22 protein-coding genes are annotated in these 18,493 nt (G+C 48.3%); 7 read left to right on the forward strand and 15 right to left on the reverse strand.

Annotated features, from left to right (window positions below; all coding sequences use genetic code 11):
* Window positions 1–64 precede the first annotated feature (64 nt).
* The 4 genes from QHH00_07490 to QHH00_07505 all read right to left on the reverse strand — a co-directional run bounded on the left by QHH00_07490 (window position 65) and on the right by QHH00_07505 (window position 4,443).
* Window positions 65–1,135: a M20/M25/M40 family metallo-hydrolase gene (locus tag QHH00_07490; protein ID MDH7509222.1), complete on the reverse strand. Its 1,071-nt coding sequence runs from the start codon at window positions 1,133–1,135 to the stop codon at window positions 65–67.
* Window positions 1,132–2,178, reverse strand: coding sequence for a M42 family metallopeptidase (locus QHH00_07495; protein MDH7509223.1), 1,047 nt, complete (start codon window positions 2,176–2,178; stop codon window positions 1,132–1,134). Before QHH00_07495 ends, QHH00_07490 begins: the two co-directional genes overlap by 4 nt.
* A gap of 139 nt (window positions 2,179–2,317) precedes the next feature.
* A complete protein-coding gene (locus QHH00_07500) occupies window positions 2,318–3,493 on the reverse strand; it encodes an AAA family ATPase (GenBank protein ID MDH7509224.1) in 1,176 nt (391 codons plus the stop codon).
* Window positions 3,490–4,443: an NGG1p interacting factor NIF3 gene (locus QHH00_07505; protein ID MDH7509225.1), complete on the reverse strand. Its 954-nt coding sequence runs from the start codon at window positions 4,441–4,443 to the stop codon at window positions 3,490–3,492. The genes QHH00_07500 and QHH00_07505 overlap by 4 nt, the downstream gene beginning before the upstream one ends.
* A 271-nt stretch (window positions 4,444–4,714) precedes the next feature.
* On the opposite strand from QHH00_07505, the gene QHH00_07510 reads away from it, so the two are divergent.
* Complete coding sequence (locus QHH00_07510) at window positions 4,715–5,056, forward strand: hypothetical protein (protein MDH7509226.1); 342 nt, start codon at window positions 4,715–4,717, stop codon at window positions 5,054–5,056.
* Between the two features lie 66 nt (window positions 5,057–5,122).
* Here QHH00_07510 and rpl12p read toward each other — a convergent pair whose 3' ends face one another.
* The 8 genes from rpl12p to ftsZ (QHH00_07550) all read right to left on the reverse strand — a co-directional run bounded on the left by rpl12p (window position 5,123) and on the right by ftsZ (QHH00_07550) (window position 11,453).
* Window positions 5,123–5,440: a 50S ribosomal protein P1 gene (rpl12p, locus tag QHH00_07515; protein ID MDH7509227.1), complete on the reverse strand. Its 318-nt coding sequence runs from the start codon at window positions 5,438–5,440 to the stop codon at window positions 5,123–5,125.
* A 15-nt stretch (window positions 5,441–5,455) separates the two neighbouring features.
* Window positions 5,456–6,460, reverse strand: a complete 1,005-nt coding sequence (locus tag QHH00_07520; GenBank protein MDH7509228.1) for a 50S ribosomal protein L10 — start codon at window positions 6,458–6,460, stop codon at window positions 5,456–5,458.
* Between the two features lies 1 nt (window position 6,461).
* On the reverse strand, window positions 6,462–7,100 hold the full coding sequence (locus QHH00_07525; protein ID MDH7509229.1) for a 50S ribosomal protein L1: 639 nt from the start codon (window positions 7,098–7,100) through the stop codon (window positions 6,462–6,464).
* 88 nt (window positions 7,101–7,188) lie between these two features.
* Entirely contained in the window at window positions 7,189–7,668 is a 480-nt protein-coding gene (locus tag QHH00_07530) for a 50S ribosomal protein L11 (protein MDH7509230.1), read from the reverse strand.
* 5 nt (window positions 7,669–7,673) lie between these two features.
* Window positions 7,674–8,555 (reverse strand): transcription elongation factor Spt5, encoded by an 882-nt coding sequence (locus QHH00_07535; protein ID MDH7509231.1) that lies wholly within the window; start codon window positions 8,553–8,555, stop codon window positions 7,674–7,676.
* A gap of 26 nt (window positions 8,556–8,581) precedes the next feature.
* Window positions 8,582–8,797, reverse strand: a complete 216-nt coding sequence (locus tag QHH00_07540) for a protein translocase SEC61 complex subunit gamma (protein ID MDH7509232.1) — start codon at window positions 8,795–8,797, stop codon at window positions 8,582–8,584.
* 31 nt (window positions 8,798–8,828) lie between these two features.
* Entirely contained in the window at window positions 8,829–9,947 is a 1,119-nt protein-coding gene (gene ftsZ / locus QHH00_07545; protein ID MDH7509233.1) for a cell division protein FtsZ, read from the reverse strand.
* A 387-nt stretch (window positions 9,948–10,334) separates the two neighbouring features.
* Entirely contained in the window at window positions 10,335–11,453 is a 1,119-nt protein-coding gene (gene ftsZ / locus QHH00_07550) for a cell division protein FtsZ (GenBank protein ID MDH7509234.1), read from the reverse strand.
* A gap of 509 nt (window positions 11,454–11,962) precedes the next feature.
* Between ftsZ (QHH00_07550) and QHH00_07555 the strand changes: the two genes are divergently transcribed.
* Complete coding sequence (locus QHH00_07555; GenBank protein MDH7509235.1) at window positions 11,963–12,241, forward strand: acylphosphatase; 279 nt, start codon at window positions 11,963–11,965, stop codon at window positions 12,239–12,241.
* Window positions 12,242–12,250: 9 nt separating this feature from the next.
* On the opposite strand, the gene QHH00_07560 is transcribed toward QHH00_07555, so the two are convergent.
* The gene (locus tag QHH00_07560) at window positions 12,251–13,090 is read right to left on the reverse strand and encodes a TatD family hydrolase (protein ID MDH7509236.1); all 840 of its coding nucleotides are present in this window, start codon (window positions 13,088–13,090) and stop codon (window positions 12,251–12,253) included.
* A 3-nt stretch (window positions 13,091–13,093) separates the two neighbouring features.
* A complete protein-coding gene (locus QHH00_07565; GenBank protein MDH7509237.1) occupies window positions 13,094–13,642 on the reverse strand; it encodes a TATA-box-binding protein in 549 nt (182 codons plus the stop codon).
* A gap of 499 nt (window positions 13,643–14,141) precedes the next feature.
* Between QHH00_07565 and QHH00_07570 the strand changes: the two genes are divergently transcribed.
* Entirely contained in the window at window positions 14,142–14,453 is a 312-nt protein-coding gene (locus tag QHH00_07570; protein ID MDH7509238.1) for a ribbon-helix-helix protein, CopG family, read from the forward strand.
* A 28-nt stretch (window positions 14,454–14,481) separates the two neighbouring features.
* Window positions 14,482–15,492, forward strand: a complete 1,011-nt coding sequence (ftsZ, locus tag QHH00_07575; GenBank protein MDH7509239.1) for a cell division protein FtsZ — start codon at window positions 14,482–14,484, stop codon at window positions 15,490–15,492.
* Window positions 15,493–15,509: 17 nt separating this feature from the next.
* On the opposite strand, the gene QHH00_07580 is transcribed toward ftsZ (QHH00_07575), so the two are convergent.
* Entirely contained in the window at window positions 15,510–16,238 is a 729-nt protein-coding gene (locus QHH00_07580; protein MDH7509240.1) for an RNA methyltransferase, read from the reverse strand.
* Between the two features lie 46 nt (window positions 16,239–16,284).
* Between QHH00_07580 and truA the strand changes: the two genes are divergently transcribed.
* From truA to QHH00_07595, 3 genes are all read left to right on the forward strand, one after another.
* A complete protein-coding gene (gene truA / locus QHH00_07585) occupies window positions 16,285–17,121 on the forward strand; it encodes a tRNA pseudouridine(38-40) synthase TruA (GenBank protein ID MDH7509241.1) in 837 nt (278 codons plus the stop codon).
* Window positions 17,122–17,362: 241 nt separating this feature from the next.
* On the forward strand, window positions 17,363–17,902 hold the full coding sequence (locus QHH00_07590) for an adenylate kinase family protein (protein ID MDH7509242.1): 540 nt from the start codon (window positions 17,363–17,365) through the stop codon (window positions 17,900–17,902).
* Window positions 17,872–18,493, forward strand: a 622-nt coding sequence (locus QHH00_07595; GenBank protein ID MDH7509243.1) for a CDP-alcohol phosphatidyltransferase family protein, incomplete at its 3' end; no start/stop codon positions are given. The genes QHH00_07590 and QHH00_07595, both read left to right, overlap by 31 nt.

An 18,493-nucleotide genomic window follows, 5' to 3' on the forward strand; every position in this document is an offset into this window, starting at 1 on the left:
GGTGGATATGTGGGGTTGAGCATATTAGGGACGTGACCCCGTTTCCCAGGACAGTTGCCCGCATTTATCCCTGACTTTTGTTCTCAAACACCGTTCGCCCGAGCTTTACCAACGCGGCGTGCATTTTTATCAATGCCGACAGCTCAACATATTCGTCTGGCACATGGGCAAGTGTGGGCACCCCCGGCCCACAGATGTAAATGGATGGATTGGCTGGCTGGTATCTTGGCGCTTCGGTCGCATACGGGACGTCGACGATCGCCGATTTAAGGCACGTGGTGAGCATTTTCACGATCTTCGAATCCCTGTCGGATTCGAATGGTTCAAGGCCATAGATCGTTTCAATTTCGTAGTCTTCACCAACTAAACGACTCCTTATCAGTGCTTCGACATCTTTCACGGTTAGGGGTGCGGGGAAGCGCACATCAATCTCCGTTTGACATCTATCCGGTACGACATTGTCCTTCGTTCCGCCTTGGATCGTCGTGAAACACATCGTCATTTTGTCCGTTGGACCAGCTGGAACCTGCGCGAGATCTGAGAGCTTGATCAGTAAATTGTTCATTTTAAGAATCGCATTCTCTCCAAGCCAGCACTGGCTCGAATGGGCTGCTTTTCCTCGTGTAATCAATCTAAACCGGAAGACCCCCTTCTCTCTGCATGCAACGTTAAGGCTTGTCGGCTCGCAGATGATAATCGCATGCGCCGTCCTCACAGCTTCGAACTGGCTGAGCTTCAAAGCTCCCAGCATCTTTTCTTCTTCATCGGTGGTAAGGAGAAGAGTACAGGGGACATCCTCTCTTGCGAGGTCCCGTGCGGCGACCAACATTGAGGCGACCGCGCCCTTCATGTCTGTAGTGCCCCTCCCATAAATCCTGTCCCCATCGATTTCCCCTTGTTTCCTAGTCCAACCATCTCCAATGGGAACCGTGTCTAGATGTCCGGATAATGCAATGCCTCCCTTACCTCTTGATGCGATGAGTGCTGGGTATGATTTGTCGCCCGCAATAGCGATTTCAAACCCAATTTCTTCAAGTATCTTCTTCGCATAATTCACAATGATGCTCTTGTCTGCATGCATATCGCTTCTTATTTCTAGAAGATCAAGAAGCGTCGACAATATCTCATTTCTCATGTGACAACACCTTTCTCTCTCTTTTCTAAATCGTCTATCGTCTTTTCAAGGAGGAGGATGAGGTTCCTCAAATCTTCAAGATGGATGCATTCGACGGTGGAATGTGTATATCTTACGGGTATGCATAGGGGAACCATCAATGAACCGAATTCTTGGGCGGCAGCGCCATCAGTACTTCCTCCACTTATTCCCAACTGAAGCGGCAATCCATTAGATGCAGCTACTCGTCTAACGAGGTTAACTAAAGCAGGCGAAGCAATAGACTTGTTGTCGATGTATCTGACGACGGGGCCTTTCCCTAATGAGATCTTTTCAAGGTATCCAGGGGCGCCAGGGAAGTCTGTTGCAGAACAGGTGTCGACGGCTATCACGTAGTCCGGTCTTTCTTTAAGCGCTGCGACCCGAACGCCTCTCAATCCGATCTCTTCTTGAACGCTCCAGACAAACGTTACGCGCAAACCAATCCCTTTCTTGTGTAAACGGCGTAGCAATTCGATAAGTGCAAGACATCCTGACCGGTTGTCGAGACCGCGTGCACTGACGATCCGCTCATTTAACCTCGTGACACTTTTTTCGAAAACGATTGGATCCATAATGGATACGCCGATTTCCTCAGCCTCCTTCTTCGAACTGCAACCGATATCGATCAACATTTCTTCAGCGGTCGGTACTTCTTTCGCCTCAGCGGACGGATCTTTCATGAGATGCGGAGGAAGCATTCCGATGACACCTTTTACCTCTCCTCTCGTTGTGAATACTGTGACCGTTTTTCCTGGTAGCGACCGATCATCAATCCCTCCGATCTTCCTAAAATGAAGGAAGCCGCTCTCCTCAATCTTTGACACGACCATCCCGAGTTCGTCCATATGAGCCACGAGGAGAAGGTGGCGGTCGCCGTCTCCGATCGTTGCGTACAGGTTGCCGATTTCGTCGACTCGCGTCTCGGTGAGTGTTTCTACTTTTTTCTTAATCATCTCTCTAATTGGGGACTCAAAACCAGATACGCCAGGGGCTTTCAACAGCTCCGTAAGCTCCTCCAACATTGCGCTTACACTCCTTAATTTAATCAGAAAGTAAACGCAGTTCTCATTGATTAACTCTCATCTCCCCTCTAGAATGCGATAAACGGGAGTGAAAACGGAATTATGCGAAAAATAGACATCTTTTGTCTACGTCGGAATTCTATGATTGAAGGATCTCCTCGAGTTTCTGTCTCAGCACTTTCGCCGGAATGTCTGGTAAGGAAATAAAAGTCGTTCTCCCACCGGACGCATCCGTGGAGACCTTTGTTTCGATAATGCCTTCATTTGAAAGGTCTTGTAGATATGACCAGAACTGTGTATGGCTCCGTGGCTTTTCGCCGTATTCTTCCGCTGCGATGCAATATGCCCTTTCCGCCTCACCAGTTGTTACGTAAGCCTGGTCTTTGAGAGCTCTGCAAATCCCAAGCAACACGATCTTTTTTTGTCTATCGAGATCTTCAATTTTTGATTCAGTGACAATGCTAAATGTGAATGCCTTTGCCGCCCTCACGTGCTCCGGCGAGACAACCGTAGAACCCTCCTCCTCCGCGATCATACCGGAACGCTCTAGCAATTCAATGGCAAATCTCGCGTCACCCCACTCGGCAGCGATATCGGCGATGAGATCAATTGCATCCTCGCGCACACTTCCAGGGTAGAAAGCGAGTGCAGCTCTGTCGCTTGTAATGTCCTTCAGTTCATCGCGGGTGTATTTGCCAAAAGTAATGACATTTGTCCTCCGGAACGTTGAAATTGATGATTGGTCAAGGAGATCAAGCACATATTTCTGTGAGATAAGGATGAGGGAAAGAGACGCACGTCCACCGATTTTTTCCTCGTCGAATCTGGAAAGTTGGTAAATAAGGTCTGCGGCACCTCTTCTTAGCAGAACATCGACTTCGTCTAGAACGACAATGAAGTGAAGTTTTCTCTTCTCGAGGTGCTTTTTCAATGAGGTGAGCATTTCAGAAAGTGACATTCCCCGATCTGGATAACCCTCATCGAAATGCGAGACAAGCCTCAGAACGACGCTCGCCTCAGTATTGCGCTGGCGACAGTTGACTACGATAAAATCAACCGCACGACCGGATTCCTGTGCGACCTTCGCAAAATCGAGGCAAAACCGTTTCGAAGCAGCAGTCTTTCCGGTGCCAACACTTCCAATCAGCAATGCACTTTGTGCGATGCCTTTTTCAAGTACAGGTCTGAAAAGCATCCAGAGCTTCTGCATTTGGCTCTCCCTGTGGATGAGTTTATCTGGAACATAGTCGAATGAAAGTTTTGAAATATCCTTGAAAATCTTTGACCGCCGATCCCGCTGCATATATTCTGTCAATTTCTTTTCACCCTGATATATCCTGAGAATGGTTTTATTGAGAGTCCCCTCTCCTCGAGCTTGTCTGCGAGAAGGTTCATTCCTAGGGAATCTGATGCCATATGGCCAGAGATCACGAGATTGATGTGATATTTCTTCGCTTCTTCGATGTGGTTCTCTGGTGCGTGCATGCAAACGACCGTACCAACACCAGCCTGAACAAGTTGTTCATACATTTCCTTCGGGCCTGAGGTTCCACCAGTCATCTTGACAGCGATTTTGCCGGCCCTCCTGTTCTTGTCTCCTACGAAAATTTCTGGTCCAGCGTGGTGTCTCATCGCAAAATCGAACTCGGGGATCTCGCAGAGAATGTCGATGACATCTTTGACCCTCTCAGGCCTCTTTTCGTCCATGATGGTCTGGAGGTATTTCTGAACAAGGTTGTCAGTCGGTGAATGTATGCACATGAACGGTATGCCAAGGAGGTTGCATGCATCAACAGTTTGATTAAAGTTCTGTGGGTGCACGCCTCTCTGGACCTCTCTAATCCTTGGTGCGAGTATGTCCTCGGCGACCGTGATAGGGACGCCGAGTCTCTGCATCATGATCTCCTGTACATGCATCACGTCGTAGAAATTAGCCATCGCCTTCCCGCGCGGGTGATGTCCGATGATAAGGTCAATATTCTCGCCTCTCTCTCTTAGCCTATCGGCAATGAGAATTTCAGCGGGTGTCACATCGATCCCCCACATGATACCCCTTATCTCCGACTTTGGATCTCCGACGAGGATTCGGGTATCAGCGTAAGGATTCCAAAGCGAATCCATATCGAACCATTTCTTCTCCTTTTCCTCCATTTTCTTGAACTTATCTTCCATTCTTTTGAGTTCAGCTTCGATTTCCTCTTTTGTCCTCGGATCTGCTTCCATTCCTACCTTGACGGCCAATTGATAAATTTCTTCCAACTTCATAACACTCAATTCAGAGTAATCTCTGGGCATATTTAATCATTCGTTGATTGCTTCATGATCGCGCTTCGGTGTCAACAGAAGAGATCATTGATGTCTTAGACTCGGAATGAGGATTGAAAGTTATCGATGATTTGTGTTGAGCATAGTAATTGATCATTTTTCGCGCATAGAAATCCCTTTGTCATTAACCCTCTATAGGTCATCTTGAGAGTGACTTCTCAATGATGTGAGTGAAAATAATTATACTTATTATTAGGTGATATAGGAAGCGATGCCAGAAGAAAACGTGGAGTCGCTGATAAAAAGTCAGATAGGGATTCTTCACTCGGAAGACATTCTAATTGAGGCTGTCAGGGACCTCGTGCGTGATGAGATCAAACGATACATACGCCAGAAAATCGAAGAAAATCCAGCGCTGAAGAAGGAGATCAAGGAAGCGATCAGTGAGTTCGTTGCTGCAAAGATCAAAGAAGTCTATGCCTTGATGAAATTGACAAAATGCGGGGTTGAGCTTGGACTTGCGATGGTTCCAAAAGATATGAAGGAAAAACTGGAAAAGGATCTTGCGTCGCTTCTCGAACGCGAAGTATCGAACGTAATTGAGCGGATCTAGTTTATTCGTTGCTCCCGCATCAAAAATTTTTTGAGGGGAGAGAGCGCAGCGCGCGGCCCAGGATGCTCATCCGAACAGAGCACTTAGGCCAGCTGCGGCTTCTTCCTCGCTCACCGTCTCTTCTTTCTTCTTTTCTTCCTTCTTCTCTTCCTTCTTCGGCTCTCCAGCAGCTGGAGATGCAGGTGCAGCCGCAGGTGCGGCAGGCATCATCATCGCTGAGGCTATTGCTTCGTCGATGTTGATTCCCTCGAGTGACGCAGTCAATGCCTTTATCCTCGCCGTATCCGGCTCAATGCCAGCACTCTTGAGGATATTTGCAATTGAGTCCTCGGTGATCGGCTTCCCAGCGGCGTGGAGAACCATTGCGCTATAGATATACTCCATTTCTTTACCTCCTTTTTATCCGAACAGAGCACTTAGGCCAGCTGCGGCTTCTTCCTCGCTGACCTCCTCTTTCTTCTCTTCTTTGCGTTCTTCTGCCTTTCGCTCTTCAGGCTTTTGCTGGGCAGGTGCTGTTGCCAGTCTCTGCCGCAACCGCTCATCTTCAAACCCAGGAATCCTGGATGCGAGAGCCAGCATCTGCGCCTCGGCCTTCGCTATTAAGACCTTGATGTTGTCCTTTGTCGGGAATGCAGCAGCGACGCCAAGCGCAGCCCCCTCGCGGTAGGCTCTGACCAGCAGTGGTTTGATGGTCTGCGGTGTCACGTAGGCAATGTGGACGCTGAGATTGAAAACATTCTTCACTGCCGTCACAATCATCGATCGATATTGATCGGGTGTGACCGCGAGGTCATCTTTCCTGAAGACAATGCCGTCCTCGAACGCTCCGAGGAGTTCGAGTCCTATCATAATTGGGTAAATATCAAGCTTTGGGAGTATCTTGGCTATCTCCGCCGGTATCTTTTCGCCCTTCTTCACCAGTACCTTGTCTTTCTTAAATACGACTTTCCCGCCTTCAATACCTGCTGGAATACCAACTTTCTGAAGTTCTCCGACAATTGGACCAGGCTTGAAAGGTGTTTCACCTTCTTTTATAACGATATCCTCTGGTGATATGTCACCTGGTTTAGCAGCACTTCTTGTTCTGGTGGCTTCAAGCTCCCTATATAGCTTGAAGGCGTTCATGTCGGTGCCAAGTAATGCACATTGACCTGCGATTAGATCTTTGAGCGATTCTAATCCACGTCTTTCTTTTGAAACTTCTTCGATAGCGATATTGATTAAGGTATTCCTCGCCATGACCATTTCAGCTTTTCCGCGGAGTCGTTTCTTAATTTGCTGAAGTTGAGGTGCTGGAATATTTCCGACGTTGACAATGGCGACGACCTTATTATTCTTTAGTATACGCGTGAGATCGCCGACAACTTCCCTTTTCCACTGTGCAACATGTGCCTGCCTGATCATGTCACTTCACCCTCTCTGATGGTCCCATCGTCGTTTTGACGTACACTGAACCGATGTTCATCATTCCTCGTTCCAATTTCGATGAGATTCTCTTGAGGATCGCTTCAATGTTATCAGCGATCTGTTCTGGGGGCATATCAACGGTGCCGACAGGCGCGTGAAACGTTCTCTTGTCTCGGCTCCTCACAGAAACAGTCTTGCGTAGATTCTCGATCATCGGTTTTGGATCCGCACCCGGCGGAATGGGCTTCGGCATCTTTCCACGCGGTGCAAGAACGATACCGAGTCGCTTACCGATCGTCGGCATTAAAGGAGCTTCGGCGATGAAATAGTCAAATTCAGAAGCGATTTTCTTTGCCGCTTTCTTATCGTCAGCGAGTTTTGCGAGCTCTTCTGGTGTGATGATACGGTCGGCGATACCCTTGGCTTTCAGTGCAAGCTCGCCTCCCCCGATGACGCAGATCTTGACATCCCTTCCCCTTCCATGCGGAAGAATAATATCTTCCTGAATCCTATTTTTCGGGACGGAAAGATCAACGTCTTTTAAGTTTATGGAGACATCAACGGTCTCCCTAAAATTGCGCTTTTTTGCTCTTTCAAGCGCCTTCTTGACAGCCTGAACTATAGTCTTTTCCGCCAATACAATGCCTCCTGTAGTGCTAACGAGCTGTGCTCTCCTACAGCAGTGGCCTCCTCTAACATCCGTGCTCTTTATAAACTTTATGGCATCAGCCGGCTAGTTTGTCATCGTACTTTCCGGCAATGATGTCCTTCTGGATCTCCTTCGGGTCACGATTTTCGACTGTGACGCCCATGGAGACGCAGACACCGATGACTTCGAGAACCTTCTTCTTCAGCGTTTTCCCGAGCAGCGATTCGCCTTTCATATTGGCGATCTTGACCGCCTGATCAATCGAGATATTGCCGACTTTTGTCGCTTTCGTCGAACCTGATCCCTTCTCGGCACCAATCTCCTTCAGTATCAACGCTGATGTCGGTGGCGTACCGACCTCTATCTCGAATTTCTTGGTTTTCGGGTCGACTGTAATCTTGACAGGGACTTTCATACCCTCAAATGACTTCGTCTTCTCGTTAATTGCACTCACGATCTGAATGACATTTACACCCAGTGGACCGAGTGCCGGACCCAGTGGCGGTCCCGGCGTCGCCTTGCCACCTTCCACAAGCACTTCGACTGTCTCAGCCATGCTATTCACCTCTCCTTTTCAATGACTCTGACATGATCCCCTCTGACTGTGATAGGTATAGGAACCATTGCCTCGAAGAGTTCTACTGTGATCTCCTCCTTGCTCTCATCGATCTGCTTGACCCTCGCCTTCTCTCCCTTGAACGGGCCAGCAACGAGTTCAACCACGTCGCCCTCCATAACGCCAGAGACGAGTGGTTTCGGCGTGAGGAAATGATCGATTTCGCTGAAATTCGTCTCACCGTCAACAAGGCCATGTGCCCTTCGAATTCCTCGAATTGCCTCCCGGACCGAATCGGTATTCATGCCCTCAATAAGAACATAGCCTCTGAGTGTCGCAGGGGCTAGAACCGCGAAAATCCCAACTTTTCCCGTTTTCGCCTTGCTTGCAACGCTATCTGCAACATTTTTTTCATGTCCAATTGATGTCTTAAGTGCGAGAATTGATTGTCTCGCGGAGGCTGTAAATTTCATTCTTGCAATATCATCTGGCGAATCTTCAGCATATGCTTCCATGCTGATGGTAACCCTGTCGTTGTATCGGGCACCCTTGGGAGCAATGACCTCGAGTTGCAGCTCCTTCGCCTGTGCCCCCTCCATAAAAAACTCGACTTCAGGCGGCAGTTGTGAGTCGCTGTCCCATAGGATTCCTGTGGCATCGTATAACTTGACGCCCCACTCTGGAGGACCTTCAGTCTCCCCTCCAATGTCAACTGTCAGCCTCAATTTGATCCTTTTTTTCGTTTCATCATCTGCTTTCAAACGGATTTTCCAGCTGTCTCGACCGCTAGCTGGTAATCTCTTCTCCTCGTTTTCTGCGATCAGGTGAATTCTCTTTCCCGTTTCGTCGACCGAGGTCATTTCATTTTTTCTATCCTTTTCAAACATTTCCAATTGAAACCTCTCCTTCAGTGTCAGCCAGTGAGTAGATACATGATCCAGTAGATGAGAAAGCCCAAACCTCCGATCAGGATCAATCCGATCCCGGTGATCTCAATCACCCGGATGTATTCTTCATTTGAGGGCTTCCGTGCCATTTTAATAACGCGGCCATACTTGCCCTTACCGATGTGTTTGACGTGGTCCTCTATTTCCTTTTGGACCTCCCACGATTTTTCGATGATGTCCATTTTTGATGCACTCTTGAGGGATGAATGTCCTCTACCTTATAAAATCAACGTCTAATGTTTTCGAAGGCTGTGTTTCCTTGGGACCGAGAATATACTTCGATTTTACACCAGTGATGACCACCATGACTCTTATTTTGTCGCGGAGCGTCGGGTCGATGACCGCACCCCAGATGATTCGAGCATTCGGGCTGATCTTCGACTGGATAATCTCTGCAACCCTCTCTGCTTCGCTGACTGTCATATCTTCACCACCGGTCACGTTGATCAAAGCACCAGTCCCTCCGCTGATGTCGACATCGATCAGCGGGGAATTAATAGCCTCGTTAACTGCCTGCTCAACACGATCGTCGTCCTCGCCCTCTCCTAGTCCTATCATCGCGACTCCTGATCCCTTCATAATCGTCTTCAGATCATTGAAATCAAGGTTGACGAGACCTGGTTTCGTAATCAGTTCTGTGATTCCCTTAATCGCCCTCATCAATACCTCATCGGCGACCTTAAACGCAGCATTCAGTGACAGGCGGGGGACCAGCTCGAGCAGTTTGTCGTTCGGAATTACGATGACAGTGTCGGCGACATTCCTAAGGCGCTCGAGGCCCCATTCCGCGTTCTCCATTCTTATTGTACCCTCCGCCTTGAATGGAGATGTGCAGACTGCGATGGTTAGGGCACCCATTTCCTTTGCTAGTTGAGCAACGAACGGCGCTGAACCAGTACCAGTTCCACCACCAAGTCCTGCGGTGATGAAGACAATGTCCGCTCCCATCAATGCTTTTCTCAGTTCCTCTTCAGCCTCCCTCGCCGCCTCCTCTCCAACTTGAGGCAATGCACCGGCGCCGAGTCCTCTCGTGCTACGCCTTCCTAGTAATATCTTATGTGGAGCTCGGACTGTCAAAAGGTGCTGAGCGTCTGTGTTCGCGGCATAGAGCTCAGCTCCAATAATCCCGGCCTCAACAAGTCTGTCGATTGTGTTCGAGCCACCACCACCACAGCCTATTATCTTGATGTTCGTTTTTAGGCTTGCGAGAATTCTCTCAAGTTCTTCGTCTTCAGCAGAGTATCCCTTATATGGCGCTGCAGCATTTGCGGGAGCGATCTCCGCAGCATTTGTTCCGGCACGAGCCAGTGCATCAGTAATAAATGATTTCACGGTGAGACCTCCAACGGGCGCTTTTATCGAGTTAACACTATATCGATGTGCTTTGCTTTTAGCGTTACGTGCATTTATGTTTTAAAACATTTCGGTTTTGCGCTATTTCAATGAAGTGTCTGGAATACCATGAATCATAGCGGATGAGTGGGGCAAATAAATAGGTCTTTTTTTTTAATTGAGCTGATGAGCGCATTGCCCTCTTCGGATTGAGGATCTTTCGTGCGGGCTATTTCTATAAATTTGTAAGTGGAACTTGACCAGTGAAGTTTCATCATATCGATTCGAACTGCGTACTCTCCCACGGCCAAATTTGCCGTGGTCGATGATATTCGCGATATTCTTCTGAAACGAGGGTGATGAGGGGTGGAAAGATTCGATCGGCTCTTATCTGATAAGGTCGACTTCCGCTTCCTTGATGCGCGACGCCTCCACGCTCCTTCCGAGTATCTGTTTCGATTGCACGCCGGTCATGACCAGCAACACTCTTATTTTATGCTCGACCGTTGGATCAATCGCCGCACCCCATATAATCCTCGCATTGTTGGAGACTCTCTTCTGCACTTCCTCTGCAACTTTCTCCGCCTCACTGACAGTCATATCTGGCCCGCCGACAACGTTGATGAGCACGCCTGTCGCCGTGCTGATATCGACTTCGAGCAGGGGAGAATTGATCGCCTCGTCTATCGCCTCTACTGCCCTGTCCTCAGTATGCCCAGACGACTCGCCGAGTCCTATCATTGCGACACCGGCGCCCTTCATAATCGTCTTAACATCATTGAAGTCAAGGTTGACGAGACCTGGTTTCGTGATCAGTTCTGTGATTCCTTTAATCGCTCTCATGAGTAATTCATCTGCGACTTTGAAAGCGGCGTTTAAGGATAATCGTGGCACGAGTTGTAGGAGTTTGTCGTTCGGAATTACGATAACAGTGTCGGCGACATTCCTAAGACGCTCGAGGCCCCATTCCGCATTCTCCATTCTTAACCGTCCCTCTCCTTTGAAAGGAAGCGTGACGACTGCTACAGTCAACGCCCCCAGCTGTTTCGCGATATCCGCAACAACTGCAACAGCACCTGTGCCTGTTCCGCCACCCATGCCGGCCGTAACGAAAACCATATGTGCGTCAGCCAATGCCTTCCTCAGTTCCTCTTCAGCCTCCCTCGCCGCCTCCTCTCCAACTTGAGGCAATGCACCAGCACCCAGACCGCGAGTACTTCTGCGTCCGAGGAGTATCTTTTTGGGCACACGCACCGTAAGGAGGTGTTGTGCATCTGTATTCGCTGCGTATAAATTGACGCCGGAAATACCTTCTTCATAAATCCTCGCAACGGTGTTGCAACCAGCGCCGCCGACACCAACGATAGTGATATTCGTTTTCAGTTTTTGTAAAACTTCAAGCAATTCAGCATCAGCAGAATCTTGACCGGGAAAAGTCGTGGCCTGCGCAACGGAACCCATTCCACCAGCCCCTCTACCCAGGGCGCCTTCAAGCATTGATTTCATCCCATATCCTCCAATATCACAATGCCCGCTCCCATCCCAGAAACGTGCATCCCTGCACAATATTATGTTTCATACAAGTTTATAAGGTTTACTACTGAGACGATGGCGTGGGGGGTCTGAAAAGAACATTGTTGGCAATAGGCATCGAGAGGGAAGTTTGGGAAAGCTTTGTCGGATTGAGCGGGCGTCGTTTGTAATCGGTTAGTCGATCGATATCCCAAAGATCTATTCACCAGAAAAATGAACTTCAACTTGTCGTCTCAGATGATTAAACAAGCCAACGGAGGGATGACCGATAGAAGAAAATTTTGCACTTTAAGAAGATATTTATAGTGTACTCGATGGCACGATCATAACCGGATAATTGATGGCAGATTCGATTTAGCCCTCGACGGCACGCATATAAACATGGTCTAGCCGAGCAGAAAAGGATAGCAATCGCCAAAGGTTCAATTCCTCCAATAGATTGATCACAGGGATTTATCTTTCGATTTCATATTTGCAGAGCGATGAAGGTACGTGCTGAAGTGAGATTCATCGGAAAGGTGCAAGGCGTCTATTTCAGAGCGTATACCAAGCGCTTTGCCGACGAGTTAGCCGTCCTGGGGTTTGTGAAGAATATGCCGGACGGGAGCGTTTTTGCAGTCTTTGAAGGTGAAAAAGAGTCGGTCGAGGAAGTTATTCGCAAGCTGAGGGAAGAGCATCCCTACGCTCACGTGAAGTCTGTCGAGGTCAAATGGGCGTCTTGCCGGAACGAATTTGACAAGTTCGAAATACTGTATGATTGAGAGGTCATCCTAATCGATAGTGAGTCCATAGACCTTCTCAGGATTTTCTTTATGGATCCGCCACAGATCGTCCTCTGTGAATACTCCCGACTGCAAGAATGAATATGATCTCTTCGGAACGGTCGTGATCGCCATGACTGCCCCCGGTCTATTTGGATCATCCAAGTAATCCGTCTCCATGAGGAAACGTCTCCCTTTCTTAATGGCCTCCCTTATGGCCTCGCGGCTGGCAAGAATTGATGGAAATAGTCCATGATTCTCCTCTGGAAGAACGTACGGCGGGCAGTAATGCTTGACGACTCTCTCTCTGCGTAACCCGGCTGCATCAGCCATAGATGCGATTTCCTTCATCGTCTCTGGTGTGACGCTTTCGGTGTGTAGGATAACTGGGCAATCGATATCGGCTGCGAGCTCCATACCGTATTTGAGAACATCATTTGAGGCTTTCAGGATTTCCTCGCTGATTGGGAAATGTGGTCTCCCAATTTCGCCGATCCCCACTGCTTTCTGCTCTCTTACGAATCTCTGGGCGATCTCCATTCCGCCTCTCATTATTTCAACGGCTCGATTGATACCATACATCTCCGCAAGTGGAATGATGAGCGCGGGGTACGGCCCGACAACAAGATCGAGACCGACGTCGACTTCTTTTCTCGCCTTGTTTGCAATGTTGACCGCGATATCAAAAGACCGCTCAAAACTCTCCTCATCGACGATCTTTATCTCATCGTACGGAAGATGCACGAGGATTGCGTGAGTCCCTCCCACTTTCCGAAACTCCCTTAGGGCGTCGATGTTACGCCCCGAAGGACGGAGGTGGATGTGATTATCAAATACTGGAATTCTCATGAATCAGTGGAGCAAACCCGCTGCTCTGAGCTCCTCGGTGATCTTATTAACGGCTGCCTCTACGTCCTCCGGTTTCCTTGCACCTGTGCAGACGAGTTTCCCAGATCCGAATAGGAGGACGACAACCTTTGGTTCATCGAGCCTATATACAAGACCCGGGAACTGTTCCGGTTCATATTCAACCTTCTCAAGACCGAGAGAAATCGCGATTGCATTGAGATTAATCTCGGTTCCGAGATCGGATGAGGCAACGATATTCTGGACTTCAATTATGGGTTCCATTTTAATCTTGATGCCCGCCCTTTCGATCTGTTTCGCAACTTTGCTGATTGCAACTTTTACGTGCTCAAGGCTCTTTGCACCTGTGCAAACCACCTTGCCACTTCTGAAAAGCAATGTCGCCGTCTTTGGCTCTTTCAATCTATAAATTAGTCCTGGGAACTGCTCGGGCTCATATTCTGCGCCTTCTAGTGCGAGTGCGATTGATTGAAGGTCCAGTTCTTCTCCCAGAGACGTCGATGCCACAACGTTTTCTATTTTGATCTTTGCCATAGGGGGTCACCCGTGCGGTTATTTAAATATCCCTTTATAAAGGTTCTTAAAGGCTTTTACCATCCCTTACGACATTCTTCAATAGCTTTGACATTTGGATTACAAAGTAATGGCTCACCCAATCTCTCATCTAGTTGCGCAACATAATTCGCAATTTGTGGACAAGGGGTCGAGAGATTCGTACGCAGGGTAACATCCGAGACTCTCAGTCATGTCACAGAGTATCACATGGATATTGGTGTCATAGCTATGATACCCCGGTAATTTCTTAGGCGTTTTTGGTATGGTTGTTTCTGATTTGTCCCCTCCTTACATGATGTTATGAAAAAGTTTCATTAAAAAAAGGCACTTTATTCTTAATCCCTAGTTGTAGCTGGAAGATGGGCATTGAAAGTCATGGCGGCGCTGCCAATCTTTAAATACTCTCTGGAACATAATGACATTTGTCGGACGATATCAATAATATCGTCGGACAGATTCAGTTTGAAGAGCCGAGGTCATGACCGAGACTGAAAGAATTACTGTGAGGATTCCTGCAGAAAAAGTCAAGGCTCTGCAGGAGCTCGTAAAAAAGGGGTCGTATCCAACAATCTCAGATGCCGTAAGGGAGGCCATTGATACTATCATCGAGAAACATTTCACTCCAGAACATATTAAACGTGTCACTGTGGAACTTCCAAAAGGTAATGTCGTCGAACTGGAAAATCTCGTAAAGGAAGGCGACTCCGTATCTATTGATGACGCAATCAGAAATGCTGTGCGGGAATATGTGAGAAAGAGGATATCCAAAGTTGTCGAGGAGATTAGGTAAAACAGCTGGGTGCGCCGGGGTGTGGCCCGTGAGTTGGGAATATGTAGAAGACGAGGACATTGGAGAAGATCTCAAACGACTGAAGATCCTCGTGATGGGATGTGGCGGAGGGGGCTGCAACTCCATCAATAGGTTGAGTGATCTGGGCCTAAGGGGAGCCGAGACAGTCGCAGTCAACACCGATCGGCGACATCTGGCAAGAATCAAAGCTGACAAAAGGCTTTTGATCGGAGCTAGTCTAACAAAGGGTTTCGGTGCAGGCGGTGATCCTGAACTCGGTAGGGTTTGTGCCGAAAACGCGTTTGAACCACTCAACGAAATCCTCTGTGGAGCGGATCTCACATTTGTGATCGCAGGGCTCGGTGGCGGGACTGGTACTGGTGCAGCTCCTGTCGTCGCAGACCTGGCAAAAAGAAATGGATCCCTTGTTTTTTCAATCGCGACAATGCCGTTTGAATGCGAAGGAAGGCGTGTTGACATAGCGACAAGGGGTTTGTGGCGATTAGAAGAATTCTCTGACACTGTCCTTGTACTCGACAACAATAGACTCCTTGAAATGGTGCCACATCTACCAGTCGACCAGGCATTTGGTGTCATGGACCAACTTATCTCAGAGATCGTCAAGGGCATCATTGAGGCGATCACTGAACCTTCATTGATCAACATAGATTTCTCCGATCTGAGGGCTATATTCAAGCAAAGGGGAATCTCGACCGTCCTATACGGTGAGAACTCGGATCCAGACTCAGTCGTCAAGGACGCACTCAGCAATCCATTTCTCGACCTCGATTTTACTGGAGCAACTGGTGCCTTAATTCATATCACTGGCGGAAATAACCTGACTTTGAAAAGAGTTACGCGTGTCGTTGAGGGGATAACAGCGTTTCTCGACCCACAGGCGAATGTCATTCTCGGCGCCAGGGTAGACGACGACTATGAGGGTGTCATTAGGGTCATTGCTATCATTACGGGAATCGAAGAGGTCGAAGGATCGGACGACTTGGAGACAGTCGGTGGGCATCTGATGACTGCGTACTAAATCTGTAATCAAGAATTCTAGTTTCCTTCCTCATTATCATCGGATTCCTTTGAACGGATCTTCTTGGCCGCGTCTCCAATCACGCCCATCAGCGTGTAGAACTCCCACCTGGTCGGCACAGCCCTTCCCATCAAGCGGCGGAACATGACCTGCGTCCGCTCTTTCCTAAATTGAGGGTAACCGATTGCATCGAGGAGATCTGAAAAGAATTCATGTAATTTCTCCTTTTCAATCTCACTAGCCTCAGTTGGCGCGAAGGATCTAGCTCCGATAAGAAACAATTCATAAAATATGATAGCTGCCGCGTGAGAAATATTAAGGACGGGGTATTGCGGACTTGCTGGGATATGAACGAGGATGTCGCATCTCATCAACTCCTCTTGGGAAAGCCCATAATCTTCCCTTCCGAAAAGTATGGCGATTCGCCCCTCGCTCGTTTTCGTCTTTTCAGCAAATTCTCTTGGTGTCATCGGGATTCTCATGAAATTCTTTTCACTCGGCGTCGTAACACCGCTCGTACCAGCGACCAGTGAACAATCCCTGAGGGCATCTTCAAGCGTCTCAACGACCTTTGCATTTTCTAGAACGTTAACGGCGTGTTTCGCCCTCTTATATGCTTCTTCAGTGATCTGGCATGGACTCACTAGATAGAGGTCATCGAAATCGAAATTACCCATTGCTCTGGCAATCGCCCCTATGTTCCCGTCGTTCTTCGGATTGACCAGGACCACTCTGAATTGTGGCATGAGTCTTCCCAGAAAGCTTATTACCGGTTTCTTACTTAATCCTGTCGTGGTCTGGAGAGCGGCTGTTAAAACGGCTTACGACGGTAGACTTTTCGCTGGCTCTCAGAGACAACCAGATCTACCGACTGTTGAAGGAGAAATCATCAAGGCGTTGAAGGAAATCAATGCGATCGAGAATGAAAAATCTGCGCGATTCAAAGCGGCGAGCAGGACGGATCGGGGTGTGAGTGCTCTCGGCAACGTGTTCGCCTTTGATACGGATTTTCGGAAGAGTGAACTTCTTCAGGCCTTGAATTCTGTCGCGGAGAATCTTTATTTCTACGCGGTCGCCGAAGCACCGATCGACTTCTCTCCAAGACGCGCTAAATCACGCTGGTATCGCTACTGGTTATTGAATTCTGATATCGACATCGATCGCCTGGTGAAGTGCGCAGCACTCTTCGAGGGAAAGCACGATTTCCGGCAATTCTGCAGATATGATGGTCGATCAACGATAAGGATCATTGATAAGATCACTTCTAGTGAATATGGGAGTTACGTCGCAATCGACTTCGTCGCAAGAGATTTCTTGTGGAACATGGTGAGGAAGATCGTCTCATCTATGGTGATGGTCGCATCGGGAAAGGCGTCGATCGAAGAGGTCAAGAGAGCATTAGAAGGTGAGCCTATCGATTTCGGCATAGCTCCAGCGGAGAATTTGATTTTAATGGACGTCTCGTATGACATCGCATTTCAGGTCGGGCGTCCGATAACACTCGTTCGCAAAATCACACAAGGAAAAACTGATGCCTTTTTAAAATCCCACTTTTTCGATCGCTTAGACAAAATTATTGGAGTGTCTTTTCACGACAATAATTCAGGTCTTTCGAAATTCCCTTTTTGATTATATTCCTATTTAAGGATTGCTATAGCATGCTATCCTACGGTTTTTATAGATTGGTTCAAGTGTCTTGCCAACAACCCGCCGCTCAACCCGCGAGTTTTTTTGGGGAAGGCCCCCGGGGATACCTCCACCCTCTGCCAGGAGACAGATCCTCCTGGCACTGGGCCGACTATACTCTGGTGTTTAGAAAGAGACTGCAATGAATAAAAATGATTAATAATCAGACTGCAGATGTTCAATTGTGGCCGTAGCAGTTACTGGTACGCCAGGGACGGGCAAGAGCTCCGCTGGTGCAATTCTCAGGTCAAAGGGGTTTGAAGTCATCGAAATCGGCGATCTTGCAAAAGGAGAGGACATCATTTGCGGGTTTGATGCGGAAAGGGATACGTTTGAAGTCGATCTCTCAAGGCTCGATGAAGTGTTAAGGAGAAAGATCCAGAGGGAGAATGTCGTATTTATCATTGGACATCTCTCTCACCTGATTGACCCAGATCTCATTGATATGATCATCGTGCTCAGATGTCGCCCCTCTACTCTTGGTATGAGGTTGAGAGGTCTTGGCTGGAGCGAACCCAAGGTGAGGGAGAACATGGAGGCTGAGGCGTGCGACGTCATTCTTATCGAATCTCTTGAACGATCAAACGAGGTGTACGAGATCGACACAACATCGCGATCACCTGAGGAGGTTGCGGCCTGCATTTTGGAAATTTTGGCTGGAGAAAGAGAAAAGTACGCATATGGGAATATCGATTGGAGCGAGGAGGTTCTAAACTGGTTCTAGAATCTTTCAGAAACAACGCTGAGGTCGTTCTCGATCCATTCGCAAAGGCGTTCCGCCATGTTAATCCAAATACCTTGTCTTGGGTCGCGTTTTTGTTCGCCGTTGCTGCAGGAGTTTCCGTTTATTTCAGCTATTGGGCTAACTACCTCCTGATTGCGACCTCGATCCTCATAATTCTAAACGGTTTTTTTGACGCTCTGGACGGGAAAGTTGCCCGTTTGTCTGGAAAGGCGTCAAGGAGCGGTGATTTTGTCGATCATGTCCTCGATCGGTACGCTGACGTTGTGATGATAGGATTGATCGCGGTGAGCCCGTGGTGCAATCCATATATTGGAATTCTTGCCATTATAGGTGTCCTCCTCACTAGTTATATGGGTACTCAGGCACAAGCCGTCGGCGCGGGGAGACTGTATAGTGGACTGCTTGGAAGGGCTGATAGAATCGTTATCCTGTTCTTCGCGCCACTTGTTCAATGGGGTTTGGCCTTTTTAGGATCGGAAGCGATTGGATTTGAGACGATGCAATTTACGATATTCGAACTCGTCATGCTTTGGTTTGCAATCGTTGGGAACATGACTGCAGCACAGAGGG

Source organism: Methanomassiliicoccales archaeon (assembly GCA_029907465.1).
Classification (GTDB): Archaea; Thermoplasmatota; Thermoplasmata; order Methanomassiliicoccales; family JACIVX01; genus JACIVX01.